The organism is Crossiella sp. CA-258035, from assembly GCF_030064675.1.
Taxonomy (GTDB): Bacteria; Actinomycetota; Actinomycetes; order Mycobacteriales; family Pseudonocardiaceae; genus Crossiella.
In genome coordinates this window covers 7345218-7360274 of the sequence record NZ_CP116413.1, presented here as the reverse complement: position 1 = coordinate 7360274, position 15057 = coordinate 7345218, and the positions used below count along the sequence as shown (strand labels likewise).

The following is a 15057-nucleotide window of genomic DNA, read 5'->3' as shown; positions in this document are numbered from 1 at the left end:
GGATGCTGGTGGAACAGGTCACCGGGTCGGCCCTCGCCGGGCTGGGCCCTCGGCTGACAACTGCCTACGCCGAGGCCTTCGCGGCCCCGCCCTACGGCTACGACCAGGTCCAGGTGGACCGGGCGATGGCCAGGCTCGGCTTCGCCGCGACCCAGCCGGAGGCGACCGCCGCACTGGTCAGCGACCCGGACGGCACGGTGGCCGGCGCCGCCTGGGGCTGGGTGACGCCGCCGGGGCTGCACGGGCCGGAGAGCCCGTTCGCCGGCCTGTACGCCCAGATCAGCGACTCGATCGGCGGCGCGGCGGCGGCGGGCGCGCTGCTGCCCGGCCGGTTCGAGCTGGTCGAGCTGTTCACCCGGCTCGCGCACCAGGGCAAGGGGCTGGGCAGGCGGCTGGTCGCCGAGGTGCTCGGCGGGCGGGACGGCTGGCTGCTGGCCTGGCCGTCCGCACCCGCGTACCAGGCCTACCTGCGCTGGGGCTGGCGCGAGCGCGGCGGCTTCGGGAACAAGCACGGCGAGCGGGTCGCGGTGCTGACCTACGACCAGGCTGACAATGGTGGCTGAGCCAGGGTCGTAGGCTGGTGGCATGGGCATCGCGCGCACGGAACGCCGGGAACTCGTCGAGCTGTTCACCGCCCTCGGACCGGACGCGCCGACCCTGTGCGGCGACTGGCGCACCCGGGACCTGGCCGCGCACCTGGTGCTGCGCGAACGCCGCCCGGACGCCGCGCCCGGCATCGCGCTGAGCGTCTTCGCCGGGCACACCCAGCGGGTGCAGAAGGAGCTCGCCGCCAAGCCGTGGGCCGAGCTGCTCGAACTGATCCGCACCGGCCCGCCGTGGTACTCCCCGTTCGGCCTGCCCGGCCTGGAAGACCTGGTCAACGGGGCCGAGTACTTCATCCACCACGAGGACGTCCGGCGCGCCCAGCCGGACTGGGAGCCGCGGGAGCTGGACCAGGAGCCGTTGTGGCGCACGGTCCGGATGTCGGCCAGGGTGACCTACCGCAAGAGCCCGGTCGGGCTGGTGCTGCAGCGGCCGGACGGACAGCGCGCGGTGGTCCGGAAGGGGCCCAGCCCGGTGACCGTCGTGGGTGAACCCGCCGAGCTGCTGATGCACTCTTTCGGGCGAGAACAGGCCCGGGTGGAACTCCAGGGCGAGGCCCGCGCGGTGGCCGTGGTGGAGAATCTCGACCGCGGCATGTGACTGGCCGCAGTATTCGCGGCGCGGCATGTGAACTGCCTCGAACGGGGGCCGCGCGGTCGGGGCCGGATCGAAAGCGTTGTAGCGTTTCAGACCATGACCGCATGCCCCACCGCACAACCTGGCCGGCCATTCGGCCAGGTGCTTGTCGCCATGGTGACGCCCTTCGACGCCGCAGGAGCTCTTGACCTCGACGCGGCCCAGAAACTGGCCGCGCACCTGGTCGCCAAGGGCTGCGACGGCCTGGTCCTCAACGGCACCACCGGTGAGTCCCCGACCACCTCCGACGCCGAGAAGTCCCAGCTCGTGCGCGCCGTGGCCGACGCCGTGGGCGACCGCGCCGCGGTGGTCAGCGGCGTCGGCACCTATGACACCGCGCACAGTGTCCGCTTGGCCGAGGAAGCCGCCAAGGCCGGCGCGCATGGCCTGCTCGTGGTGACCCCGTACTACTCACGCCCGCCGCAGTCCGGCCTGCTCGCGCACTTCACCGCGGTGGCCGAGGCGACCGAGCTGCCGGTGATGCTCTATGACATCCCGCCGCGCAGCATCGTGCCGATCGAGGTGGACACGCTGCGCAGGCTGGCCGAGCACCCGCGGATCGTCGCGGTCAAGGACGCCAAGGGCGACCTGACCGCGGGCACCGAGGTGATCGCCGGGACCGGGCTGGCGTACTACTCCGGCGACGACGTGCTCAACCTGCCCTGGCTCGCCGTCGGCGGCATCGGTTTCGCCAGCGTGATCGGGCACGTGGTGCCGGACCGGCTGCGTCAGCTGCTGACCGCCTACGAGTCCGGCGACGTGGCCGGGGCACGCGCGGTGCACGTGGGCCTGTTGCCGATCTACGCCGCGTTCGCCAAGCTCGGCGGCGTGATCTTCAGCAAGGCCGCGCTGCGGCTGCAGGGCATCGAGGTCGGCAACCCCAGGTTGCCGTTGCCGCCCGCCACCCCGGAGCAGGTCGAGCTGATCGCGGCAGCGATGCGCGCCGCGGATGTGGAGGTTTCCCGCTAGTGATCGACATCGCGGCAGTGTTGCCCACCAACAAGCCGGGCCCGCTGCCCGACGGCGGACTACGCGTGGTCGCCCTCGGCGGCATCGGCGAGGTCGGCCGGAACATGACCGTCTTCGAGCACGCCGGGCGAATGCTCGTCGTGGACTGCGGAGTGCTCTTCCCCGAGGACGACGCGCCGGGGGTCGACCTGATCCTGCCGGACTTCCGCGCGCTGGAGTCCCGGCTGGACGACATCGACGCGCTGGTGCTCACCCACGGGCACGAGGACCACATCGGCGCGGTGCCGTTCCTGCTCCGGCTGCGGCCGGACCTGCCGGTGGTCGGCTCGCGGTTCACCCTCGCGCTGCTGGCCGCCAAGTGCAAGGAACATCGGCAGAACCCGGTGCTGATCGAGGTGGTGGAGAACGAGCACCGCACCTTCGGGCCGTTCGAGCTGCAGTTCCTCGCGGTGAACCACTCCATCCCGGACGCGCTCGCGGTGGCCATCCGCACCGAGGCCGGGCTGGTGCTGCACACCGGCGACATCAAGCTGGACCAGCTGCCGCTGGACGGCAGGCTCACCGACCTGGCCGGGTTCCACCGGCTCGGCGACGAGGGCGTCGACCTGTTCCTGGTCGACTCCACCAACGCCGAGGTGCCCGGCTTCGTCACCCCGGAACGCCAGATCGGGCCGGTGCTCGACGGCGTGATCGGCAAGGCCAAGCAGCGGGTGATCGTGGCCTGCTTCGCCAGCCACGTGCACCGGGTGCAGCAGGTGCTGGACGTGGCCGCCGCCTATGGCCGCCGGGTCGCGCTGGTCGGGCGGTCGATGGTGCGCAACATGGGCATCGCCGTCGACCTCGGCCTGCTGACCGTGCCGGAGGGGCTGTTCATCGACCTGGACGAGGCGATGCAGCTGCCCGAGGACCAGGTGGTGTTCGTCTCCACCGGGTCGCAGGGCGAGCCGCTGTCCGCGCTGTCCCGGATGGCCCGCGGCGAGCACCGGCACATCAGCATCCGCGCCGGTGACCTGGTGGTGCTGGCCAGCTCGCTCATCCCCGGCAACGAGACCGCGGTCTTCGGCGTGGTCAACGGCCTGGTCCGGCTGGGCGCGCAGGTGGTGCACCAGGGCACGGCGAAGGTGCACGTCTCCGGGCACGCCTCCGCCGGTGAGCTGCTGTACCTGTACAACGCGGTCCGGCCGAGCAACGTGATGCCGGTGCACGGCGAGTGGCGGCACCTGCGCGCCAACGCCGAGCTGGCCGCGCTGACCGGGGTGCCGCCAGAACGGGTGGTCATCGCCGAGGACGGCGTGGTGGTCGACCTGGTGGACGGCGCGGCCAGCATCGTCGGCCGGGTCGAGGTCGGCAACGTCTACGTGGACGGCCTGTCGGTGGGCGATGTCGGCGAGTCCACGCTGTCGGACCGGCTGGTGCTGGGCGAGGGCGGGTTCATCGCGATCACGGTCGCGGTGGAGTCGGCCACCGGCCGCGCGGTCGCGCCGCCGACGGTGTCCGGGCGCGGCTTCTCCGACGACCCGAAGGCGCTGGACCAGGTGGTCCCGCTGGTGGAGATGGAGCTGGCGCGCACCGAGGCGGAGAACATCACCGACCCGCACCGCATCGCCCAGTCGGTGCGCCGCGTGGTCGGCCGGTGGGTCGCCGAGACCTACCGCCGCCGCCCGATGATCGTGCCCACCGTCCTGCCGGTGTGACCGGGTAGAACCGTACGCATGCCACCGGTGAGCTGGTCCCTGACTAGCTCACCGGTGGCGTGGCGCGTCCGGGGAGCTGGGCCAGGACCACGCCGGCCAGCAGGACGCCCGCGGCGGCCAGCTGCGGCGCGTTGAGCGTCTCGCGAAGCAGCAGCCAGGCCACCGGCGCGGCCAGGAAGCGCAGGGCCGCGATGCCGGTCAGGTAGGCGCCGACGGTGCCGCCGCGGTGAAGTAGAACGCCTGGATGCCGACGAAGGCGATGAGTCCGTAGGCGATGACCATGGGCAGCTGAGGAAGCCGCACCCGCAGCGATGCGGGCGAGCGGATCAGCGCGATGAGCAGGAACACCAGCGCCGCCCCGGTGATGCGCAGCTGGGTCAGCTGCCACGGTGAGACCTCCAGCCCGATGACCAGCTTGGCCACCGGGCCGGTGCTGCCGAAGTCAGAGCGCGGACACCGCGACCAGCGTGATCCCGGCCGCGCTCCTGGAGCTGACGGCCGAGGGCACGGCGGAGGTCACCGCGTGCTGGTCACAGCTGGTCCGGCGTCCACGGGCTGCGCGACTCGGTGGGCCGGGTCGGGTCGTGGAACTTCAGCTTGTCCAGCTCGCCGGGGCGGATGCCGATCATGCCCTTGGCGATCGCGCGCATGATCCGGTCCCGCGCGCGGGTGGCGTCGCCGGTCTTGGTCGGGGACAGGTCCGACAGGTCCACCGGCGGGCCGAAGTGCACGCGGAAGGTCGGGCGGTTCTTCACCGCGCGGAACCAGGACATCATCAGCGGCTTGAAGTCCGACCAGCCGGAGACCACCAGCGTGCCCCAGATGACCGCCTCGTGCGCGCCCCACTGGCTCACCGGCAGCACCGGCGCGCCCGAGGCGAGCGCGATCCGGGCCGCGCCGGTCTTGCCGCGCTCCGGCCACAGGCCTGGATCGCGGGAGACCCGGCCCTCCGGGTAGATGAGCAGCGTGTGGCCCTCGCCGATGGCGTTGACCGCGCTGTCCATGGCCTGGGTGACCGTGGCCTTGCCGCGGTCCACCCGGACATGTCCGCAGCGCCGCCACACCCAGCCGGCGACCGGCGCGTCGAAGATGCCACCGGTGGACATCAGCGAGGGCGCGATCCCGGCCTTGTGACAAGCCGCGACCAGCACGAAGCCGTCGAAGACGCCGATGTGGTTGGTGGCCAGCAGCACCGGTTGTCCCCGCAGGTCAGCCGGGATCTCCCCGGTGACCACGAGTTTTCCGGTGAGGGCGACGAAGGCGCGGTCCGCGGCCATCAGGGCCCGCCAGAGCCTGGATGACCGACGGGCTGGAGCCGACCGGCGTGTCGGCTCGTCTGGAACCGAATGCAGAGCAACCATGACAGGTGCAGCATCGCACGCCGCCCGACCCTGACACCCCATGACTTCCGAATTCGTCACACCTGGGACTCCTGTGACGGGAGTGATGACTGTGACGCAGGGGGCGATCCGACTACCGTGTGGAGCATGGCGAACCGAACAGCGGCCTCGAAAAAGGGAGGCGGCGGCTCCTCCCGTGCCCGCGCGAGTTCGTCCAGGTCACGCGGAAAGTCCACGGCCAAGGCGCCGGCCCGGCGGCCGGCCGCCAAGAGCAGGGCCAAGGCCAAGCCGAAGCCCAGCGGCGGCGGCGCGATCACGCGCGGTGTCCGCGGCGGGTGGGGTCTGCTGGCCAAGGGGGTCGGCGGCATGGCCCGCGCGGTCGGCCGCACCAAGGAGCTCGACCCCGGCCACCGCCGCGACGGTCTCGCCCTGGTCTTCATCGCCCTGGCCGTGATCGTGGCCGCTGGCGCCTACTGGCACGCCGGTGGTCCGGTCGGCCGGTGGGTGGAGATCGGCGTGCGCACCCTGGTCGGCGCCGGGGTGGTGGTGCTGCCGCTGGTGCTGGCCGTGGTCGCGGTGGTGCTGATGCGCTCGGACCCGCAGCCGGAGCGCCGCCCCGGTCTGGTGGTCGGCGCGCTGCTGGTCACGCTGCCCGTGCTCGGCCTGCTGCACATCTTCTCCGGCCGCCCGGAGACCCTGGAGCAACGCTGGTGGGCCGGTGGCGAGCTCGGCTTCCTCGCCGGGAACCCGCTCGCCCAGGGCCTGAGCGCCTGGGTCGCGGTGCCGCTGCTGATGCTCATCGCCGTCTACGGAGTGCTGGTGCTCGACGGCACCCCGGTGCGCGAGGTGCCCAACCGGCTGCGCGAGCTCACCGGCCTGCGCGAGGACGAGGACGCCGAGCCCGAGGACGAGCAGGACCTGGACGCCGACCCGGCCGCGGTCCGGCTGCGCCGCCCGTCCCGCCGCCGCCAGGCCGCGATGAGCGAGGACGCCGAAGCCCCCGACTCCGGCCTCGACCTGGTCGCGCCTGCTCCCGCCAAACCGGCCCGCCCGGTCAAGGTCGCCGCCGCGGTCGCCGCCGAGCCGCCGCCCCCGGCGAAACCGCAGCAGACCCGCCTGGACCTGGTCCGCGAGGTCGACGGCGACTACCAGCTGCCGCCGATCACCCTGCTCAAGGACGGCGATCCGCCCAAGGCGCGCAGCAAGGCCAACGACTCGATGATCGAGGCCATCACCGGCGTGCTGGAGCAGTTCTCCATCGACGCCCAGGTCGCCGGGTTCACCAGGGGACCGACGGTCACCCGGTACGAGGTCGAGCTCGGGCCCGGTGTGAAGGTCGAGAAGATCACCGCGCTGACCAAGACCATCGCCTACGCGGTGGCCACTGACAACGTGCGGCTGCTCGCGCCGATCCCCGGCAAGTCCGCGGTCGGCATCGAGGTGCCCAACAGTGACCGCGAGATGGTCCGGCTGGGCGATGTGCTCAAGTCCGCCACCGCGGTCGGCGACCAGCACCCGCTGGTGATCGGCCTCGGCAAGGACATCGAGGGCCACATGGTCACCGCGAACCTGGCCAAGATGCCGCACCTGCTGGTCGCGGGCTCCACCGGCTCCGGTAAGTCCAGCTTCGTCAACTCGATGCTGGTCTCGCTGCTCGCGCGGGCCACCCCGGAGGAGGTCAGGATGATCCTGATCGACCCGAAGATGGTGGAGCTGACCCCGTACGAGGGCATCCCGCACCTGATCACGCCCATCATCACCCAGCCGAAGAAGGCCGCGGCGGCGCTGGCCTGGCTGGTCGAGGAGATGGAGCAGCGCTACCAGGACATGCAGGTCAACCGGGTCCGGCACATCGACGACTTCAACGACAAGGTGCGCTCCGGGGAGATCACCGCGCCGCTGGGCAGCGAACGCGTGTACCGGCCCTACCCCTACATCCTGGCCATCGTGGACGAGCTGGCCGACCTGATGATGACCGCGCCGCGTGACGTGGAGGACGCGATCGTGCGGATCACCCAGAAGGCCCGCGCGGCAGGCATCCACCTGGTGCTGGCCACCCAGCGGCCCTCGGTGGACGTGGTCACCGGCCTGATCAAGACCAACGTGCCGTCCCGGCTGGCCTTCGCCACCTCCTCGCTGACCGACTCCAGGGTGATCCTGGACCAGCCGGGCGCGGAGAAGCTGATCGGCATGGGCGACGGGCTGTACCTGCCGATGGGCGCCTCCCGGCCGGTGCGCGTGCAGGGCGCCTACGTCGGTGATGGCGAGATCAACGCGATCGTCAACTTCACCAAGGAACAGGCCCAGCCCGAGTACGCCGACAACGTCACCTCGGCCAAGCCCGGCGAGGCCAAGGAGATCGACCCGGACATCGGCGACGACCTGGAACTGCTGGTGCAGGCCACCGAGCTGATCGTGACCAGCCAGTTCGGCTCGACCTCGATGCTGCAGCGCAAGCTCCGGGTCGGCTTCGCCAAGGCGGGCCGGCTGATGGACCTGCTGGAGACCCGCGGCGTGGTCGGCCCGTCCGAGGGCTCCAAGGCCCGCGAGGTGCTGATCAAGCCGGACGAGCTGGACTCGGTGCTGTACCTGCTCCGCGGCGGTGGCGGTCCCGCGCCGGAAGACGACTGACAAAAACCCGACGGACCCGGGCCGCGCAGGGGAATGCGGCCCGGGTCCGTCGTTGTCAGCGGGGCGGTGGCTCAGGTGCCCCAGCGGCGGACGGCCGCGTAGTAGACGTCGGCGATGCGGTTGCACGCCCAGTTGCCCTTGCAGATGCCGTACAGGTCGGCCTTGAACTTGCTGTCGATGCGGGCCTTGGCGTCGGCGTTCCAGCGGCCCTGCTTCTTGTAGTTGCGGTAGCCGAAGTCGTGGCGGTGGCAGCCGGGGGCGAAGTTGAAGCCCACCGGCTTGTCCGGGGACCAGGAGCAGGCGTCGGAGGACCAGTCGAGCTGGCCGTTGTACGGGCGCTGCCCGCGGATGCTGGAGAACTGGCTCAGCGACTTGCTGAACAGGTAGTCGTCGGTGACCGCCCGGATGTCGACGGCCTGGGCCACGCCGGAACCGGCGAGCAGCCCGAACACGGCGGCGAGGGTGACCAGCGTGCTGGTGAGGACTTTGCGCAACCCGGCAGGGGAATTGCTCACGGTGAACCCCAGTTCTGTGGTGTGAACTACACGTGAGGTTCCTACCGGGCGGTAGCGGCCGCTGGCTGCACTCCGTTCGAAGATTGAGTGAAGACTTGACGGCCCTGTGAGCTGGCTCACTCCATGATCATCGGCGGGCGGTCACAGCTCCAGCAGCATCCGGGTGTTGCCGAGGGTGTTCGGCTTGACGTAGGGCAGGTCCAGGAACTCGGCCACGCCCGCGTCCGGCGAACGCCGGATCTCCTCGTAGATCTCCGGGGTCACCGGCGTGCCCTGGATCTCGACGAAACCGTGCCGCTGGAAGAAGTGCGACTCGAAGGTCAGCACGAAGATCCGCAACAGCCCGAGCTGGTTGGCCACGTCCACCAGCTGGCGCACGATCGCCCCGCCGACGCCCTTGCCGCGCACACTCGGGTCCACCGCCACCGTGCGGATCTCGGCCAGGTCCTCCCACAGCACGTGCAGGGCGCCACACCCGACCAGCACCCCGTCCAGCTCCGCGACCCAGAACTCCTGCACCGTCTCGTACAGGTTCACCAGGTCCTTCTCCAGCAGGATGTCCTTGCTCGCGTACAGGTCCACGAGGGCCTTCACGGCCCGCACGTCCCGCGTCCGCGCGCGGCGCACGGTGATCGCGTCACTCACGACAGATGAACGTAATCGTTCCGGCATCAAAAGGCTCCGTCGCGTTCCCCTGAAGTCTTCTTCCTCTCATTACTAGTGCCGCCGGTGGGAGCCAGGGCTGCCGGTGGCCGGTTGGTTCGAGGGTGGATCGGATCCTGTCGAGTGAGCGCAAGCAGGTGAACTGACTCACTTTGAGGGCGTATCGTGCGGTTAAATCACAGCAGAAGGCATCTGGGTTCTGGAATGGGGTGGTCAGGTGCTACGGAGCTTCCGGTTGATCAACCATCGCTCGTTCCGGGACGAGCACGAGCTGTCGCTGCTGCCCGCCTACGAGCCCACGGCCGAGGTCGTGCCGGTGGCGGCGGTCTACGGGGCGAACGCCTCCGGCAAGTCGAACCTGCTGAGCGGCCTGCGGTTCATGGCCGCGGCCGTCACGCGTTCGTTCGGGGACTGGCCCGCGGAGGGAGGGGTGCCGCGGCGGCCGTTCCGGCTCGATCCCGCCGCGCGGGCGAAGCCCTCCGGGTTCGTGGTGGAGCTGATCTCCGGCGGGGTGCCCTACACCTACGGGTTCACCGTGGACGATGTCCGGGTCTGTGAGGAGTGGCTGTACAGCTACCCGGAAGGCCGGAAGCGGAAGCTGTTCGAGCGGAACGGGGACACCGTCCGCTTCGGCAGCACCGTGCCGGAACTGCGCGGCAAGCTCGAGGTGCTCGAGGCGCTGACCAGACCCAACGCGCTCTTCCTGAGCCTCGCGGCGCAGTCCAACATCACTGCGTTGCTGCCGGTGCACCGCTGGTTCGCCCAGCACCTGACGTTCCGGCTCGCCGAGGCCCCGGCCGGCACGGCCGTGCAGGTGAAGCGTTTCCTGCGGACACACCCCGAGCGCCGGGACCAACTTGTGGACCTGCTGCGTGCCGCCGACCTCGGCATCTCGGGCATCGCCGAGGATCCGCTCGACGAGAAAGTGGAGAACGCGGCACGGGATGCGGCAGACGAAGCTGAAGCGGCGATGGCGGCGTACGCGAGATCGACGTATTCGGAGGATCACGATGCCGCCGCTCGCGCCGCTGTCGCATTGGTCGATGCCCGGCATCGTCGGGAGGAGCTACGGGAGGTCCATCACCGGAGGCAGAACCGCCTCCAGTTGACCCACGGAGAACTCGGCGAGGTGTTCGACCTCGAGGAGGAGTCCGCGGGCACCCGCTCCTGGCTGGCGCTGCTGCCCACCGTGCTCGTGGCGCTGGCCGAGGGCACCACGCTGGTGGTGGACGAGATCGACACCAGCCTGCATCCCCGGCTCACCGCGCGGTTGGTCTCGCTGTTCCAGGACCTCCGGACCAACCCCCGCCAAGCGCAGCTGATCTTCACCACGCACGACACCAGCCTGCTCGGCACCATGCTCGGCGAGGAGGTCCTGCGCAGGGACCAGGTCTGGTTCGTGCAGAAGGACCCCCGGGGCGCCAGCACCCTGTACCCGCTGACCGACTTCCACCCCCGCAAGGACGAGAACACCGAACGGCGCTACCTGGGCGGCAGCTACGGCGCGGTGCCGGTGCTGTCCGAACAGGACTTCATCGACGCCGTTCTCCCCGCGAGCCAGTGAGCGATGCGGAGGGAGAACGCCGCCCTGGACTTCACCCGGTACGACCGTGGGGTCGAGGACGCGGTGCGGCGGGCGTCGGGCGCCGACCCGACCATCGCTGATCACCGGCGCAACCCGTCCAGCGGGGTCTGGCCGCTTGTCCGGAGCATGATTCCGACCTAGTCGGGTGCCAGGACCCTGCCGTGGACTTGATCATGTCGCCCGGCGGTTACCCTGATCGACGTGTCTTCACCGTCCACCTCCCGCCGGGTCGCGCTGCTCACCCTTGGCTGCGCGCGCAACGAAGTCGACTCCGAAGAGCTGGCAGGCCGCCTGACCTCCGGCGGCTGGGACCTGGTCGACACCGGCGCCGAGGCCGACGGCGGGGCTGAGAACGCCGACGTGATCGTGGTCAACACCTGCGGTTTCGTCGAGGGCGCCAAGAAGGACTCCATCGACATGCTGCTGGCGGCCTCCGACACCGGGGCCAAGGTGGTCGCGGTGGGCTGCTTCGCCGAGCGCTACGGCAAGGAGCTGGCCGACCAGCTGCCCGAGGCCAGCGCGGTGCTGGGCTTCGACCACTACCCCGACCTGGCCGAGCGGCTGGACGACGTGGTGGCCGGGCGCAGCATCGAGTCGCACGTGCCGGTCGACCGGCGCACGCTGCTGCCGATCACCCCGGTGCAGCGCCCGCAGGCCGCGGACCAGGTCTCCGTGCCCGGTCACGGCTGGCTGCCGACCAACGTGCAGCGGCGCCGCCTGGACAACGCGCCGGTGGCCGCGCTGAAGATCGCCTCCGGCTGCGACCGGCGCTGCACCTTCTGCGCCATCCCCTCCTTCCGCGGCGCCTTCGTCTCCCGCACCGCCGAGGAGATCCTGGGCGAGGCCGCCTGGCTGGCTCAGCAGGGGGTCCGCGAGGTCTTCCTGGTCAGTGAGAACTCGACCTCCTACGGCAAGGACCTCGGCGACCTGCGCGCGCTGGAGTCGCTGCTGCCGAGGCTGGCCGCGGTGCCCGGCATCGACCGGGTGCGGGTGTCCTACCTGCAGCCGGCCGAGACCCGGCCCGGCCTGGTCAAGGCGATCGCCACCACGCCCGGCGTGGCCGACTACTTCGACCTGTCCTTCCAGCACTCCAGCGAGTCGGTGCTGCGCCGGATGCGGCGCTTCGGCAACACCGACTCCTTCCTGGACCTGGTGAAGCAGATCCGCGCGCTGTCCCCGACGGCGGGCATCCGGACCAATGTCATCGTGGGCTTCCCCGGTGAGACCGAGCAGGACCTGGCCGAGCTGGAACGCTTCCTCACCGAGGCCCAGCTGGACGCGGTCGGCGTGTTCGGCTACTCCGACGAGGACGGCACCGAGGCGGAGAACCTGCCGGACAAGGTCGACCCGGACGTGGTCGGCGAGCGGGTGCACCGGGTCTCCCAGTTGGTCGACGAGCTGATCGCGCAGCGGGCCGAGGACCGGGTGGGCGATGAGGTCGTGGTGCTCATCGAGCACGAGGAGACCGAGGAGATGCACTGCTCCGGCCGGGCCGCGCACCAGGCGCCCGAGGTCGACGGCGAGTGCGTGGTGCACGAACCCGACGGGCTGAAGATCGGCGACCTGGTGCGCTGCCGGGTCATCGCGGCCGAGGGGGTGGACCTGGTGGTGGAGCAGATCGAGGTCCTGCCGCGGAGCGGGACGTGAGCTCTGCCGGTCAGGGAGCTGACCGAGGGGACCACCTGGCGGACCGGGCGCTGCCCGCCGTCCCGATCCTCAACATCGCCAACCTGCTGACCATCTCCCGGCTGGTGCTGGTGCCGGTGTTCATCGTCGCCCTCTTCGCCGGGGGCGGGCACGAGGCGGGCTGGCGCTGGGTGGCCTGGGGGATCTTCGCGCTGGCCGCGATCACCGACCGCATCGACGGGGTGCTGGCCCGCAAGCACGGCCTGGTCACCGACTTCGGCAAGATCGCCGACCCGATCGCGGACAAGGCGCTCACCGGGTCCGCGCTGATCGGGCTGAGCGTGCTCGGCGACCTGCCGTGGTGGGTCACCATCGTCATCCTGGCCCGCGAGGTGGGCATCACGCTGATGCGGTTCTGGGTGATCCGGTTCGCGGTCATCCCGGCCAGCCGTGGCGGCAAGGCCAAGACGCTGGCCCAGGTGGTCGCGATCGGGCTGTACGTGCTGCCGCTGCCGCCGGTGTTCGGGCCGCTGCTGTGGATCATGATGGGCCTGGCGCTGGTGCTGACCGTGGGCACCGCGGTCGACTACGTGGTCCAGGCGGTGCGGCTGCGGGCCGGTCGGTGACCGCGGCCGAGGCGCTGGCGCGCACGCTCGTCGGCGCGCTGCGGGCGCGCGGGCAGACCGTGGCCACCGCCGAGTCGCTGACCGCGGGCCTGGTCAGCGCGACCATCGCCACCGTGCCGGGGGCCAGCGCGGTGTTGCGCGGCGGGCTGGTGGTCTACGCCACTGACCTCAAGCACACCCTGGCCGGGGTCGAGGCCGGACTGCTGGCCGCGCACGGCGCGGTGCACCCCGAGGTGGCCGGTCAGCTGGCCGTCGGCGCCAGGGACCGGTGTGCGGCGACCTGGGGGCTCGGGCTGACCGGGGTGGCCGGGCCGGACCCGCAGGACGGAGTCGGGCCGGGCACCGTGCACCTCGGCCTGGCCGGTCCGGCGGGTGTGACACTGCGCACGATCACCCTGCCCGGCGAGCGTGCCGAGGTGCGAGCGGGCGCGGTGGCGGCCGCCCTGGAGTTGCTCCAGGATGCGCTCGGCGGTCCGGTCGGGGAATGATCGATGGGGAAACCGGCGTTCGCTCTTGGCGAAGTATCCCTGTGATCGCCACTGAGGGGCGTCGCGCTCGGTACCGTGGTCTCCACGGGCCTGGCCGAAAGGAGGCACGCGATGACCGTGCTGCTGCGTGAGGCGATCGGCGAGCGGTTGCGCCGTACCCGCACCGCCCAACGTCGGACGCTTCGCGAGGTGTCCCGGCTCGCGCGTGTGAGCCTCGGCTACCTCTCCGAAGTGGAACGTGGGCGCAAGGAAGCGTCCAGCGAGCTGCTGGCGTCGATCTGTGACGCACTCGACTTACCCCTGTCCGACCTGCTGGGCGAGGTCGCCGCGGATGTCCGCCTCGGCGAGTTCACCGTGCCGGACACGGTGCCCGATGCCGTGGCCGCCGCGGAGCGCGCGCCGAGCCGGGCCGGCGCCGGGGAATCCGGCTTCAGCGGTGGTCGCCTGGTGACCTCCGCGCTGGGCGAGGAGCTGACCGAGCTGCGGCTCCAGCCGCTGCTGCGGCACCAGCTCAACGCCCCGATCAGCGGGCCGCACGCCTCCGCCGGGGTCGTGGTCGCGGCCTGAACCGCGTACGCCGAGTCATCCGCCAGGCTGAGATCCGTCTCAGCCTGGCGGTGTCATTTGCGTTGAGTCGGGCCGGTGCGCATTCGAACGAGGGTATAAAAGGCGTACGCCCCTGATACCGGGCCTGCTCAGGTGGACCCTTGACTTGATCAGGGAGGACCCTGACTTCCACGGGGGTCAGTGGAACGGCGTGGCGGTACCTGACACGATGGAACCCAGCACTGGGATGAGCGCCGGTCACCTCCTGTGTGTGGGGGACGGGTCGCACGGAGAAGGCAGGCGGAGGAGATGGCCAACGCGTTCGTGAAGTTCTGGAAGTACCTCATGGCGGCGTTCTCGTCGAAGATCGACGAACACGCCGACCCGAAGGTACAGATTCAGCAGGCCATCGAGGAAGCGCAGCGTCAGCACCAGGCCCTGTCCCAGCAGGCTGCGGCGGTGATCGGCAACCAGCGTCAGCTGGAGATGAAGCTGAACCGCCAGCTGGGCGAGGTCGAGAAGTTGCAAGCTTCCGCGCGGCAGGCACTGGTCCTCGCCGACCAGGCCCGCGCCGCCGGTGACCTGAAGAAGGCACAGGAGTACGAGGACACCGCACAGGCGTTCGCCACCCAGCTGGTCACCGCCGAGCAGTCGGTGGAGGACCTCAAGGGCATGCACGACCAGGCGATCGGCGCCGCGGGCCAGGCCAAGCAGGCCGTGGAGCGCAACGCCATGGTGCTCCAGCAGAAGATCGCCGAGCGGACCAAGCTGCTCAGCCAGCTGGAGCAGGCGAAGATGCAGGAGCAGGTGTCCAGCTCGCTGCGGCAGATGACCGAGCTGGCCGCGCCGAGCAACACGCCGTCGCTGGAAGAGGTGCGCGAGAAGATCGAGCGCCGCTACGCGACCGCGCTGGGTTCGGCCGAGCTGGCGCAGAACTCCATCCAGGGCCGGATGCTGGAGGTGCAGCAGTCCACTGTGGACATGGCTGGCGCCTCCCGGCTGGAGCAGCTGCGGGCCTCCATGCGGGGCGGTCCGGTCGCGGGTGAGGTCACCTCGGGGCAGCAGGCGGCGGCGCCGGCGCCTGCTCCGCAGCAGACCGCCCCGTACCAGAACCCGCAGGGTCAGGCCTGAGGTA

At 70.9% G+C, this 15057-nt stretch carries 16 protein-coding genes; 12 read left to right on the top strand and 4 right to left on the bottom strand.

Features of this window, described 5'->3' with window-relative positions; genetic code table 11:
- Positions 1-2 precede the first annotated feature (2 nt).
- From N8J89_RS33045 to N8J89_RS33030, 4 genes are all read left to right on the top strand, one after another.
- Positions 3-563 carry a GNAT family N-acetyltransferase gene (locus N8J89_RS33045; protein WP_283660899.1) on the top strand — a complete coding sequence of 187 codons (561 nt, stop codon included), beginning with the start codon at positions 3-5 and terminating at the stop codon, positions 561-563.
- A gap of 22 nt (positions 564-585) precedes the next feature.
- A complete protein-coding gene (locus N8J89_RS33040; protein ID WP_283660898.1) occupies positions 586-1203 on the top strand; it encodes a TIGR03085 family metal-binding protein in 618 nt (205 codons plus the stop codon).
- A gap of 93 nt (positions 1204-1296) precedes the next feature.
- The gene (dapA, locus tag N8J89_RS33035) at positions 1297-2208 is read left to right on the top strand and encodes a 4-hydroxy-tetrahydrodipicolinate synthase (RefSeq protein WP_283660897.1); all 912 of its coding nucleotides are present in this window, start codon (positions 1297-1299) and stop codon (positions 2206-2208) included.
- Positions 2208-3902, top strand: coding sequence for a ribonuclease J (locus N8J89_RS33030; protein ID WP_502868358.1), 1695 nt, complete (start codon positions 2208-2210; stop codon positions 3900-3902). The genes dapA and N8J89_RS33030 overlap by 1 nt, the downstream gene beginning before the upstream one ends.
- Before the next feature lie 198 nt (positions 3903-4100).
- On the opposite strand, the gene N8J89_RS33025 is transcribed toward N8J89_RS33030, so the two are convergent.
- Positions 4101-4325: a hypothetical protein gene (locus N8J89_RS33025; protein ID WP_283660896.1), complete on the bottom strand. Its 225-nt coding sequence runs from the start codon at positions 4323-4325 to the stop codon at positions 4101-4103.
- A gap of 107 nt (positions 4326-4432) precedes the next feature.
- Positions 4433-5263 (bottom strand): lysophospholipid acyltransferase family protein, encoded by an 831-nt coding sequence (locus N8J89_RS33020; RefSeq protein ID WP_283660895.1) that lies wholly within the window; start codon positions 5261-5263, stop codon positions 4433-4435.
- A 126-nt stretch (positions 5264-5389) separates the two neighbouring features.
- On the opposite strand from N8J89_RS33020, the gene N8J89_RS33015 reads away from it, so the two are divergent.
- Positions 5390-7873: a DNA translocase FtsK gene (locus tag N8J89_RS33015; RefSeq protein ID WP_283660894.1), complete on the top strand. Its 2484-nt coding sequence runs from the start codon at positions 5390-5392 to the stop codon at positions 7871-7873.
- A gap of 71 nt (positions 7874-7944) precedes the next feature.
- Here the strand turns inward: N8J89_RS33015 and N8J89_RS33010 are convergent, their stop codons facing one another.
- Positions 7945-8388 carry a phospholipase gene (locus N8J89_RS33010; RefSeq protein ID WP_502868357.1) on the bottom strand — a complete coding sequence of 148 codons (444 nt, stop codon included), beginning with the start codon at positions 8386-8388 and terminating at the stop codon, positions 7945-7947.
- 141 nt (positions 8389-8529) lie between these two features.
- Positions 8530-9060: an amino-acid N-acetyltransferase gene (locus N8J89_RS33005; protein ID WP_252480777.1), complete on the bottom strand. Its 531-nt coding sequence runs from the start codon at positions 9058-9060 to the stop codon at positions 8530-8532.
- A gap of 226 nt (positions 9061-9286) precedes the next feature.
- Between N8J89_RS33005 and N8J89_RS33000 the strand changes: the two genes are divergently transcribed.
- The 7 genes from N8J89_RS33000 (at position 9287) to N8J89_RS32970 (ending at position 15053) form a co-directional block, all read left to right on the top strand.
- Positions 9287-10615 (top strand): AAA family ATPase, encoded by a 1329-nt coding sequence (locus N8J89_RS33000; RefSeq protein ID WP_283660893.1) that lies wholly within the window; start codon positions 9287-9289, stop codon positions 10613-10615.
- Between the two features lie 3 nt (positions 10616-10618).
- Entirely contained in the window at positions 10619-10777 is a 159-nt protein-coding gene (locus N8J89_RS32995; RefSeq protein ID WP_283660892.1) for a hypothetical protein, read from the top strand.
- Positions 10778-10837: 60 nt separating this feature from the next.
- Entirely contained in the window at positions 10838-12283 is a 1446-nt protein-coding gene (rimO, locus tag N8J89_RS32990; protein WP_283660891.1) for a 30S ribosomal protein S12 methylthiotransferase RimO, read from the top strand.
- On the top strand, positions 12280-12888 hold the full coding sequence (gene pgsA / locus N8J89_RS32985; protein ID WP_502868356.1) for a CDP-diacylglycerol--glycerol-3-phosphate 3-phosphatidyltransferase: 609 nt from the start codon (positions 12280-12282) through the stop codon (positions 12886-12888). Before rimO ends, pgsA begins: the two co-directional genes overlap by 4 nt.
- Positions 12885-13376 (top strand): CinA family protein, encoded by a 492-nt coding sequence (locus tag N8J89_RS32980; protein WP_283660890.1) that lies wholly within the window; start codon positions 12885-12887, stop codon positions 13374-13376. The genes pgsA and N8J89_RS32980 overlap by 4 nt, the downstream gene beginning before the upstream one ends.
- A 111-nt stretch (positions 13377-13487) precedes the next feature.
- A complete protein-coding gene (locus tag N8J89_RS32975; protein ID WP_283660889.1) occupies positions 13488-13943 on the top strand; it encodes a helix-turn-helix domain-containing protein in 456 nt (151 codons plus the stop codon).
- A gap of 288 nt (positions 13944-14231) precedes the next feature.
- Positions 14232-15053, top strand: a complete 822-nt coding sequence (locus tag N8J89_RS32970) for a PspA/IM30 family protein (RefSeq protein ID WP_283660888.1) — start codon at positions 14232-14234, stop codon at positions 15051-15053.
- The last annotated feature ends 4 nt before the right edge of the window (positions 15054-15057 follow it).